The organism is Streptomyces sp. CGMCC 4.7035, assembly GCF_031583065.1.
In the GTDB taxonomy this organism is placed as follows: Bacteria; Actinomycetota; Actinomycetes; order Streptomycetales; family Streptomycetaceae; genus Streptomyces; species Streptomyces yaanensis.
In genome coordinates this window covers 7,917,479-7,928,903 of the sequence record NZ_CP134053.1, presented here as the reverse complement: position 1 = coordinate 7,928,903, position 11,425 = coordinate 7,917,479, and the positions used below count along the sequence as shown (strand labels likewise).

Below are 11,425 nucleotides of genomic sequence, written 5' to 3'. Positions count from 1 at the left end.
CCCGGCCGCGCGCCCACGTGCGTGACCTGCGCTGGAGTGGTCCTGGTCGCGGGCGCGTCCCGATGCGGACGTGCTCCGTCCGCTGTCCGTTTGTTAGCGATGGTGATCAAGGCGATGTCGATTACGTTTCAAAAACGGGCGACGGTAGCTCTTGACGCATGACCGGACATGCGAGTCTTATGACGGCCACGATGTTTGGTCAAGTTGGTTTCTGGTTGATTCTGACCCTCTCGCCAGAGAGCCAGCCGTGACCGCCCCCTGCCCCCAGGAGCCGTCATGCACAACACCCCGTCCGGTCTCTCCGTCCCCGGTCCGAGCCGCCGCACCCTGCTGCGCGGGATAGGCGGCGCGGCAGCGCTGAGCGCGGGCATACCCCTGCTGAGCGCCTGCGCGGGCAGCTCCGGTTCCGGCGGTGACGCCAAGACCGTCACGCTCGGCTCCAACGCCTCGGACGCCGTGCCGAAGAAGGCCTTCGCCGAGATCTACGCGGCCTTCAAGACGAAGTCCGGCCTCACGGTCGACGTGAACACCAAGGACCACAACACCTTCCAGGAGCAGATCAACTCCTACCTCCAGGGCACGCCGGACGACGTGTTCAACTGGTTCGCCGGCTACCGCATGCAGTTCTTCGCGGCCAAGAAGCTCGCCTCGCCGATCGACGACGTGTGGGCGAAGATCGGGGACAACTTCCCCGACGCCATGAAGAAGCTCAGCAAGGGCGAGGACGGCAAGTACTACTTCGTGCCGCTGTACACGTACCCGTGGGCGCTGTTCTACCGGAAGAGCGTCTTCAAGCAGCACGGCTACCAGGTCCCCACCACCTGGGACCAGCTCGTCGCCCTGTGCAAGCAGATGAAGAAGGACGGTCTCGTCCCGATCGCGTTCGGCGACAAGGACGCCTGGCCGGCGATGGGCACGTTCGACCAGATCAACTTCCGTCTCAACGGCTACGACTTCCACGTCGAGCTGATGGCGGGCAAGGCGTCCTGGACCGACGCCAAGGTGAAGGCGACCTTCGACCACTGGGCCGAGCTCCTCCCGTACCACCAGGACGGCTTCATGGGCCGCACCTGGCAGGACGCCGCGCAGACCCTGGTGTCGAAGAAGGCCGGCATGTACCTCCTGGGCTCCTTCGTGGCCCAGCAGTTCACCAACAAGGCCGACCTGGACGACCTCGACTTCTTCGCCTTCCCGGAGATCAACTCCGCGTTCGGCCAGGACACCGTCGAGGCGCCCACCGACGGCTTCATGGTCAGCAAGGCCCCGAAGAACAAGGACGGCGTCACCAAGCTCCTGGAGTTCCTGGGCACCCCGGAGGCCGAGTCGATCTACCTCAAGGCCGACTCCAGCGTCGTGGCCGCCTCCAGCAAGGCCGACACCTCCTCGTACACCCCGCTGCAGAAGAAGGCGTACGAGATGATCAGCGGCGCCAAGAGCCTCACCCAGTTCATGGACCGCGACAGCCGGCCGGACTTCACCTCCACGGTGATGCAGCCCGCCCTGCAGAAGTTCCTCCAGAACCCCAAGGGCGTCGACAGCCTGCTGTCGAACATCGAGCGCCAGAAGAAGACGATCTTCGCCTCCTCATGAGCTCCGACATCACCACGAAGACCCCGGAGGCGGCCGCCGTGCCGCCTCCGGGGCGCGCGCCTGAGAAGAAGCGGGTCGCGCAGGGCCACCGGCGCCTGCTCACCCGCCGTGACCGGATCACGCTCGGCCTGATGGCCGGCGTGCCCACGGTCCTGCACGTCGCCCTCGTCTGGGTCACCGCCCTCGCGTCGATCGCCCTCGCCTTCACCACCTGGGACGGCATCGGCTTCGACTCCATCAAGTGGGTGGGGCTGGACAACTTCAAGCAGCTGTTCACCGACAACCCGCAGTTCTGGCCGGCCGTCGAGCACAACATCATCTGGTTCGTCGTGCTCATCCTGATCCCGACCCCGCTCGGGCTCTTCCTGGCCGTGCAGCTGGACAAGAAGATCCGCTTCAGCCGCGTCTACCAGACCGCGTTCTTCCTGCCGGTCGTGATGTCGCTGGCGGTCACCGGATTCGTCTGGCAGCTCATCTACAACCCCGACACCGGTCTGATCAACAGCCTCATCGGGGCCAACAAGCCCGGCCACTACATCGACTGGATCGGCGACCCGCACCTGAACCTGTGGGCCATCCTGGTGGCCGCGTCCTGGCGGCACACCGGCTACATGATGATCCTCTACCTGGCCGGTCTGAAGGGTGTCGACCCGTCGCTGCGGGAGGCCTCGTCCCTGGACGGCGCCAACGAGTGGCAGACGTTCAAGAACGTCATCTTCCCGACGCTGCGGCCCACCAACACCGTCGTCCTGGTCGTCACCATCATCGAGGCCCTGCGCGCCTTCGACCTGGTGTTCGTCTTCAACAAGGGCGCCCAGGGCACCGAGCTGCTGTCGATCCTGATCACCAACAACATCATCGGCGAGTCCAGCCGCATCGGATACGGCTCCGCGATCGCCGTCGTCCTGCTGGTCATCTCGCTCGCCGTGATCATCCCGTACCTGATCGCGACCTTCCGGAAGGAGCGGCGCGCATGAGCACCCCCACCGTCGCGCTCGGCGCCAAGCAGCGCACCCCCCTCCGTCCGGCCAGGGTCCTGCTGCACGTGTTCCTCGTCGTCACCTCGCTGGCCTGGCTCGGCCCGCTGCTGTGGGCGGTGTTCGCGGCACTGCGGCCGTACTCCGAGACCAGCAACAAGGGCTATGTCTCCTGGCCGGACAAGCTGAGCTTCGACAACTTCACCAACGCGTTCAAGCAGTCCGACATGATGCACTACTTCGGCAACACGCTGCTGATCGCGGTGCCGGCGGTACTGCTGACGCTGTTGCTGTCGTCGATGGTCGCGTTCTACGTCAGCCGCTTCGACTTCCGGCTCAACGTGTTCCTGCTGCTGGTCTTCACGGCCGGCAACCTGCTGCCGCAGCAGGTCATCATCACCCCGCTGTACCGGATGTACCTGCTGATCGACCTGCCGGGCATCACCGTCAGCGGCAAGCTGTACGACTCCGCACTGGGCCTGGTGCTCATCCACGTGGCGTTCCAGTCCGGCTTCTGCGCCTTCGTGCTGAGCAACTACATGCGCTCGCTGCCGCACGAGCTGACCGAGGCCGCCCTTGTCGACGGCGCCTCCGTCTGGCGCCTGTACTGGCAGATCGTGCTGCCGCTGTGCAAGCCCGCGATGGCCGCCCTGGCGACGTTGCTGTCCATCTGGATCTACAACGACTTCTTCTGGGCCATCGTGCTGATCTCCACCGGCGAGAACATGCCGATCACCTCGGCCCTGAACAACCTCTCCGGGCAGTACTTCACCGACCCCAACCTGGTGGCCGCCGGCGCCTTGCTCACCGCGATCCCCACCCTGATCGTGTACTTCGTGCTCCAGCGCCAGTTCGTCAGCGGCCTCACCCTGGGCGCCAACAAGGGCTGACCCGCACTTTTGCGAAAGAGAACCACCGTGCTCGACCCCTTCACGCCGGTCGCCTCCGTGCCCGTGGACGTGCGCACCGCGCGCGTCCACGAGGAGGGCTGGCAGTCCTGGAGCCCCAGCGGCGCCTACGCCCTCGGCGACACCCCCTACCGCCCGACGAACGACAACTGGGCCACCGTCTGCTACCGCCCCGGCCGCACCGTCCCCGCCGGGACCTTCCAGGGCGAGGGGCTGCTGGCGCTCGACCCCGGTGACGGGTCGCCCGTGCGGCTGTGGGCGGCGACGGACCCGTACCACGCCGTCCCCTCCATCCGGCTGGAGGTACGGGACGGGCAGGCCGAGGTGAGTGCCGACGGCCCGGTCAAGGAGCTGACGGGCGCGGACATCCAGTCCGTCCTCGCCCAGTGGGCCGACGGCCTGGGCGTGACGCCCCCGCGCCCCGCGCCCACCGTCTGGTGCTCCTGGTACGAGTACTTCACCAAGGTCACCGAGGACGACATCCACGAGAACCTCCGTGCGATGGACACCCTCGACCTGCCCATCGACGTCGTCCAGATCGACGACGGCTACCAGAGCGCCCTCGGCGACTGGCTCACCCTCTCCGGCCGTTTCCGCTCCCGCGCCGACATCGCCGACGCGATCCGCGCCCGCGGCCGCCGGGCGGGCATCTGGACGGCGCCGTTCCTGGTCGCCCCGGACAGCGAGCTGGCCACCTCCCACCCCGAGTGGCTCGTCCGGGACACCGAGGGCGCGCCGCTGCACGCGGGCCGCAACTGGGGCCACGACCTGTACGTCCTGGACACCACGCACCCGGACGCGGCGGCGTACCTGACGCACGTCTTCACCACGCTCCGCGCCGAGGGCTACGACTACTTCAAGGTCGACTTCCTCTACGCGGGCGCCCTGGACGGCGTACGGCACGACGAGGGTGTCGACGCCCTCACGGCGTACCGCGCGGGCATCGCCCTCATCCGCGACGCCATCGGCCCGGACGCCTACCTGCTGGGCTGCGGCGCGCCGATCCTGCCCTCCATCGGCCTGTTCGACGCGATGCGCGTCAGCCCCGACACGGCCCCGCACCGCCGTCCCGAGGCGGACGACTACAGCCAGCCCGGCCAGGACCCCGCCGAGTTCACCGGGGTCGGCCGCCAATGGCAGCACGGCCGCTTCTGGGTCAACGACCCCGACTGCCTGATGGCCCGCCCCGCGGTGGAGACCCGCGAACGCTGGGCCGCCCACGTGGAGGCGACCGGCGGCCTGATGGCCTCCAGCGACCGACTGCTGTCCCTCGACGCGTGGGGCGTCGCCACGACCCGCCGCCTGCTGTCCTCCGGAGCCGCCGCATGACCGCCGAACGCACCCTGTCCGTCCCCGGCATCGCCTACGGGGGTGACTACAACCCCGAGCAGTGGCCCGAGGAGGTCTGGGCCGAGGACATGCGCCTGATGCGCGAGGCCGGCGTGAACATGGTCAGCGTCGGCATCTTCTCGTGGGCGCTGCTGGAGCCGTCCGAGGGCGAGTACGACTTCTCGCGCATGGACCGGATCCTCGAACTGCTGCACGAGAACGGCATCGCCGCCGACCTCGCGACCCCCACGGCGGCCCCGCCGGCCTGGTTCTTCCGGGCCCACCCGGAGGCCCTGCCGGTGGACCGCGACGGCCGCACCCTCTCGTACGGCAGCCGTCAGACCTTCTGCCCGAGCAGCCCCGCCTACCGCGAGGCCGCCCTGCGCATCGCGGGCGCGCTGGCCGAGCGGTACGCGGACCACCCGGCACTCGCGATGTGGCACGTCCACAACGAGTACGCCTGCCACAACGCCGAGTGCTACTGCGACACGAGCGCGGCCTCCTTCCGCCGCTGGCTGCGGGAGAAATACGGCGACCTGGCCGCGCTGAACCACGCCTGGGGCACCACCTTCTGGAGCCAGTGGTACTACGACTGGGACGAGATCCTGCCCCCGCGGCCGACGGGCGCCGTCCCCAACCCGACGCACCAGCTGGACTGGCGCCGGTTCTGCTCGGACGAGCTGCTGTCGCTGTACAAGGCGGAGCGTGAGGTCCTGCTCGCGGCGGCCCCGTCGATCCCCGCCACCACCAACTTCATGGTGATGTACAACTTCGACGCGCTGGACTACTGGCGCTGGGCCCCTGAGCTGGACATCGTCTCGAACGACCACTACCTCCAGTCCGCCGACCCCGAGTCGGAGATCGACGTCGCGCTCAGCGGCGACCTGGTGCGCTCGCTCGCGGGCGGCCCCTGGCTGCTGATGGAGCACTCCACGGGCGCCGTGAACTGGCAGCACGTCAATCGTGCCAAGCGCCCGGGTGAGCTGCGCCGCAACGCCCTCGCGCATGTGGCGCACGGCGCGGACGGCATCGCGTACTTCCAGTGGCGGCAGTCGAAGGCGGGCGCCGAACAGTGGCACTCGGCGATGGTTCCGCACGCGGGCACGGACAGCCAGATCTGGCGGGACGTGGTGCGCCTGGGCGCGGACCTGAAGGCGCTCGCGGAGGTGCGCGGCAGCACCGGCACCGCCGAGGTGGCCATCGTCTGGGACTGGAACTCCCGCTGGGCCATGGAGCTCCCCTCCCAGCCGAGCGCCGAGCTCCGCTTCCAGGACCTGGTCCGCGCCTGGTACGAGCCGCTGTGGCGCGAGGGCGTCGCCGTGGACTTCGTACGCCCGGACGCGGACCTGTCGGCGTACCGGCTGGTCCTCGCGCCCAGCCTGTACCTGGTCGACGACGCGGGCGCCGCGAACCTCACCGGCTTCGCGGAGCGCGGCGGCACGCTGGCGGTCGGCTTCCACAGCGGGGCGGTCGACGAGAACGCCCATGCACGGCTGGGCGGCTACCCCGGAGCCTTCCGCGAGGCGCTGGGCGTCAGGTCGGACGAGCTCTTCCCGCTGCTGCCGGGTGAGCAGGTGTCCCTGAGCGGGGGCGGCACCGGGGCGCTGTGGTCGGAACGTCTGCGCCTGGAGGGTGCGGAGGCGGTGACGTCGTACACCGACGGCCCGCTGACGGACGTCCCCGCCGTGACGCGCCACGCGCACGGCGAGGGCACGGCCTGGTACCTGGCCACGCAGCCGGACCCGGCCACCCTCGCGTCCCTGCTGACCCGCATCCGTACGGAGGCGGGCGTGGAGTCGGCCGCCACGGCACCGGAAGGCGTGGAGGTGATCCGGCGTCGGTCGCCGTCCGCGGACTACCTGTTCGTGATCGACCACGCGGGCCGGGGCGCGGAGGTGACCGTCGCGCAGGACGCCGTGGAACTCCTCACGGGCAAGCCGGCGCCGGGCGTGGTGACGGTGGGACCGGGAGAGGTCGCGGTGGTCCGCGAGCCGCGGCGAGGCTGACCCGACCCGGCTGTTGATGGGGCGGGGCCCCGGCTGTGACCGGCCGGGGCCCCGCCCTCGTCGCACCGCGTGCCGAAAAGGCCCTCTTGATGGCTGCCGACGCGGCTCCTACCCTGCTGCCCTTCCGTATCCGTCGAGGAGGGGGCGGCATTGGCCAGGGAACCGTCCGCCGAGGAGATACTCCGGGCCGTCGAACAACACGTCTCCCGCCACGGGATCAGCGCGCGCCTCACGTCCCCCGGTACGGCGGACCTCTCCTGGCAGTCCCTGCTCGACTGCCGCATCGTCCGCAGTATCGAGACACGCGACGAACGCTCGATGAAGGACAAGGGCCGGCGCGCCGATCTGGCCGAGCGCCCGACGTACACCGACCTCGCCGAACACCCGGTCGACCCGCCCGCGGACCCGGACACCTCACAGAGGCTGGAGCTCGTGCTGCTGGGCTCGCTCGACGAGGTGCCGTGCGAGGGCTGCGAGGGCGGCCGGAAGGAGTGCGTGGCGTGCCGGGGGCGCGGCGGGCGCGCATGCCCCGAGTTCGTGAAGTGCGACGGCTGCGGCGGCGGGATCGACGCCTGCTGGGACTGTGACGGCACCGGCCGCCCCCGACCGCGCGGCAAACCGACGGAACCCCGCCCCGCGGGCGCTCCGCAACGCGTTCGCTGCGTACGCTGCCACCGTCCGGACTCTGCCTGCCCCACATGCCTCGGCCGCGGCCGCACGGACTGCACCGTCTGCAAGGGGGCGGGTTTCGTCGAATGCCAGTCCTGTAAGGGCGCGGGCCGGGTGAAGCACGTGCAGTGCGGGGGCGCCGGTCTGTTCACGACCTGGACCGGCGCGGTGATCAGCCACGCCCCCGAGGTCAAGACGGTGGAAGAGCCCGCACCCCTGTACCTTCGCCGGCCGAGGGACGCCACCGCCAAGGGTCACTGGCACGGGACGACCCTGACGAGCACGACGGACAAACTCCCGGACGACCTGGCCCCGGAACACCGGGCGATGATCGCCCCTCACCTGTCCGTCAAGGAGAACGAGGTCGGCCGCCGGGTCACCCTCCGCCATCTGCCCCTGGCCCGGGTGACGGCCCACGCCGACCCGGACCGTGTCTACTTCGCGTTCCCGTCCCGCACGGGCATCGAGGTCGTCGAACGCCCCTCCCGGCAGCGGGTCGTCCACTTCACGGCCATCGGCTCGGCGGCGGTGGCTGTGGCCGTACTGGTTCTGGTGCTGGTCGCGACGGTGCTGAACTGAGCCCTCGCGGTTCCCACCGCATCGGTGTTGACGGCCTCGAGTGTGAGTGGTTAGCTACTCACACAAACCCCTTACTGACCCGCTTCCGCCTCCCGGGTGGCCGTTCGGTTCCACGTGGATTGACTGCCGCCCTTTCGTAGGGGCAAAGAGTGAGTGATGAACCACTCTATCTCTGTCTTCCTCGACCTCACCCTCAGGAAGCCCCGGTACTACTCAGAAGGAGCAGCCATGCAAGCCACCGAGATCGTTCTTCCCGCCGTCGGAGAGCCCGAGAGCCTGCGGCTTCGGGTACGGGAGCTGCCCCGGCCCGCACCCGGTCAGGCCGTCGTCCGGATCGAGGCCAGCGGGGTCACCTTCGCCGAACAGCAGATGCGCCGGGGCAAGTACTACGACATGCCGGCCTTCCCCTTCGTCCCCGGCTACGACCTGGTCGGCATCGTCGAGGAGGTAGGACCTCCAGTGCCCGGACGGACCGCGCTCTCCGTGGGACAGCGCGTCGCCGCCCTCACCAAGACCGGCGGCTGGGCGGACCGTGTCCTGCTGGACGCGGCCGACCTGGTGCCCGTTCCCGACGGAGTGGCGGCCGCGGACGCCGAGACCGTGGTGACCAACGGCGCGACCGCCTGGCGCATGCTCTACCGCACGGCGCACGTCCGACCCGGCGACACCATCGTCGTGCATGGGGCCAACGGCGGCGTCGGCAGCGTGCTGGTGCAGTTGGCCCGCTGCAACGGCATCACCGTCATCGGCACCGCTTCCGCCCGCAACCAGCAGGCCGTCGCCGCCATGGGCGCCCTGCCCGTCGACTACCGCGGCGACATCGCCGCACGGGTCCGTGAACTGGCGCCCCAGGGCGTGGCGGCCGTCTTCGACCACGTCGGCGGCAAGGGCATCAAGGACTCCTGGCGGATGCTCGCGCCGGGCGGCACCCTGGTGTCCTACGGCAGCGCATCGACCCGCGACCAGGCCGGCAACGGGATGATCACCGTGCTCAAGCTCCTGGCCAGGCTCGGCCTGTGGAACGTCCTGCCCAACCGGCGCGGCGCCCACTTCTTCAACTTGTGGGCCGGGAAGGCGCGGCGTCCCGAGAAGTACCGCGCGGAACTGCGCGAGGACCTCGCACAGATCTTCGCTCTGCTCCGCTCCGGAGCGATCGAGGCGAAGATCGACCGGGTCTACCCGCTCCACCAGGCCTCCGCCGCCCTGCGCCACGCCGAATCCGGCACGGCCGTCGGCAAGATCGTGATCGTTCCTGCCACCACGACCGAGTAGAGGGAACGAGTAGAGGGGCGGCGGCAGGGCACGATGGGCGGCATGTCGAAGATCCTCTCCGAGATGACGCGCGGCGGACCCGTCCGCCACCCATGGCGGCGTCCGCGGCCCGGACCGGCCGGCACCTCAGGTCCGCGGCGCGTCCTCGACGGCCTCGACCGCCCTCATCAGGCCAACCCCACGAGCCACGGCGCTCGCCTGTTACGGAGGCTGCGGACCCTGCCCCCGTCGGCCTCGGACCTGGGCATCACGCTGCTGGTGCAGCTGGCCGTCACCATGCCGTTCGTCGTCCCCCGGGGTCCCGAACTACCGCCCGCGACCTGGTCGGCGTACGCGGTGACGACCCTGGGCGTGCTGCCGCTGGTGTGGCGCAGGCGGGCACCGCTCTCCGTGCTCTGCGCCATCTCTTTCGCGGGGCTCGGCTACCGGCTGGCCCTCGACGGCCCGGGACAGCCCCTGCCGTACGCCCCACTGGTGGCCGTCTACACCGTCGCCGCGCTCTCCCCACGGCGCGCGCGCATCGCGATGATGGTGCTGGCGGTGCCGTTGATCGCGGTCGGCGTGGCCGTCAACACGGGCGAGGTCCGGGAACTGCTGTTCACCCTGATCGTCTTCTTCGGCGCCTGCACCCTCGGCACCCTGACCCGCACCCGCCAGGCGTATGCCGCGGCCGCCGAGCGCAGGGCCGCCGAACAGGCGGTGGTCCGCGAACGGGCCAGGATCGCCCGGGAGATGCACGACGTCCTCTCCCACTCCGTCGCCCTGATGGTGGTGCAGGCCGAAGCCGGACCGGTCGCGGTACGCACCGACCCCGACCGGGCCGAGGCAGCCTTCGACGCGATCTCCGAGACCGGCCGGGAGGCCATGGTCCAGCTGCGGCGGATGCTGGGCGTGCTGCGCGAGGACGCCGGTGACCCACGGGGGCCGCAGCCCGTCGTCGCCGAACTGCCCGCGCTGCTCGAGCGCGTGTCGGGCAGCGGGCTCGCCGTCTCGTACGACACCACCGGCGTGGTCAGGCCCCTGCCGCTGGACACCGAGGCCACCGTCTATCGCGTGGTGCAGGAGGCCCTGACCAATGTCGTCAAGCACGCGGCCGCCGACCGGGTCGCGGTCCGGCTCGACTACGGCCGTGAGACGCTCGGCATCACCGTCACCGACGACGGCCGGGGGCCCGCTGCCTCCGGTCCGGGCGGCGGCCACGGCCTGATCGGCCTCCGCGAGCGTGCCGCCGCACACGGCGGCACCGCCCGTACCGGGCCGGGGCCGGGCGGCAAGGGGTTCGAGGTGGTTGTGACTCTCGGGGTGGGACAGTGACGATCCGTGTGGTGGTGGCCGACGACCAGGAACTGGTCCGCAGCGGCTTTGTGATGATCCTCGACGCCCAGCCGGACATCGAGGTGGTCGCCGAGGCGGGGGACGGCGCGACGGCGGTCGAGGCGGTGCGCCGGCATGCCCCCGACGTGGCGCTGCTCGACATCCGTATGCCCGGAACGGACGGCATCGAGGCGGCGAGGGCCATCTGCCGGGAGACCGACTGCCGGGTGCTCGTCCTGACCACCTTCGACTCCGACGAGTACGTCCATGACGCCCTGCATGCCGGGGCGAGCGGCTTTCTGCTCAAGGACGTCCGCCGGGACGACCTGGTCCACGCGGTCCGAGTGGTGAGCGCGGGCGACTCACTGCTATCGCCCTCGGTGGCCCGCCGCCTGGTCGAGGACTTCGTACGGCGACCCCGGCAGACCGCCGCGCCGCGGCCCGACCGGCTGGCCGTGCTCACCACGCGGGAGCGGGAGACCCTCCAACTGCTCGGCAGGGGCCTGTCCAACGCGGAGATCGCCGCGGAGCTGGTGGTCAGTGAGCACACCGTCAAGACGCATGTGAGCAATGTGCTGACCAAGCTCGGACTGCGCGACCGCATCCAGGCGGTCATCTGCGCCTATGAGACCGGCCTGGTCACCGCGGGGTGACCGGCTCCCCCGCGCGGGGGAGCCGCGGGCCGCCGGAGATCGCTCGCTCCGGCGATCCGCCCAAAGGGCTTGATCACCAGGATGGAAGTCGTTCCCGACCGACCCCGACTCCCCTCCTGGAGCGCACC

The 11,425-nt window shown here is 70.2% G+C and carries 9 protein-coding genes; all 9 read left to right on the top strand.

Annotated features, from left to right (window positions below; all coding sequences use genetic code 11):
• The first annotated feature begins 276 nt into the window (after positions 1–276).
• The 9 genes from Q2K21_RS34925 to Q2K21_RS34885 all read left to right on the top strand — a co-directional run bounded on the left by Q2K21_RS34925 (position 277) and on the right by Q2K21_RS34885 (position 11,297).
• Complete coding sequence (locus Q2K21_RS34925; protein WP_310780184.1) at positions 277–1,590, top strand: ABC transporter substrate-binding protein; 1,314 nt, start codon at positions 277–279, stop codon at positions 1,588–1,590.
• Positions 1,587–2,567 (top strand): carbohydrate ABC transporter permease, encoded by a 981-nt coding sequence (locus tag Q2K21_RS34920; RefSeq protein WP_310780182.1) that lies wholly within the window; start codon positions 1,587–1,589, stop codon positions 2,565–2,567. The genes Q2K21_RS34925 and Q2K21_RS34920 overlap by 4 nt, the downstream gene beginning before the upstream one ends.
• Complete coding sequence (locus Q2K21_RS34915) at positions 2,564–3,457, top strand: carbohydrate ABC transporter permease (protein ID WP_310780180.1); 894 nt, start codon at positions 2,564–2,566, stop codon at positions 3,455–3,457. Before Q2K21_RS34920 ends, Q2K21_RS34915 begins: the two co-directional genes overlap by 4 nt.
• Positions 3,458–3,484: 27 nt before the next feature.
• The gene (locus Q2K21_RS34910) at positions 3,485–4,804 is read left to right on the top strand and encodes a glycoside hydrolase family 36 protein (protein ID WP_310780178.1); all 1,320 of its coding nucleotides are present in this window, start codon (positions 3,485–3,487) and stop codon (positions 4,802–4,804) included.
• Entirely contained in the window at positions 4,801–6,810 is a 2,010-nt protein-coding gene (locus tag Q2K21_RS34905) for a beta-galactosidase (RefSeq protein ID WP_310780176.1), read from the top strand. The genes Q2K21_RS34910 and Q2K21_RS34905 overlap by 4 nt, the downstream gene beginning before the upstream one ends.
• 150 nt (positions 6,811–6,960) lie before the next feature.
• Complete coding sequence (locus Q2K21_RS34900) at positions 6,961–8,058, top strand: hypothetical protein (protein ID WP_310780174.1); 1,098 nt, start codon at positions 6,961–6,963, stop codon at positions 8,056–8,058.
• Positions 8,059–8,286: 228 nt separating this feature from the next.
• Positions 8,287–9,330, top strand: coding sequence for a medium chain dehydrogenase/reductase family protein (locus tag Q2K21_RS34895; RefSeq protein WP_310780172.1), 1,044 nt, complete (start codon positions 8,287–8,289; stop codon positions 9,328–9,330).
• A gap of 219 nt (positions 9,331–9,549) precedes the next feature.
• Positions 9,550–10,644, top strand: coding sequence for a sensor histidine kinase (locus Q2K21_RS34890; protein ID WP_449343594.1), 1,095 nt, complete (start codon positions 9,550–9,552; stop codon positions 10,642–10,644).
• Positions 10,641–11,297, top strand: a complete 657-nt coding sequence (locus tag Q2K21_RS34885; RefSeq protein WP_310780170.1) for a response regulator transcription factor — start codon at positions 10,641–10,643, stop codon at positions 11,295–11,297. Before Q2K21_RS34890 ends, Q2K21_RS34885 begins: the two co-directional genes overlap by 4 nt.
• The last annotated feature ends 128 nt before the right edge of the window (positions 11,298–11,425 follow it).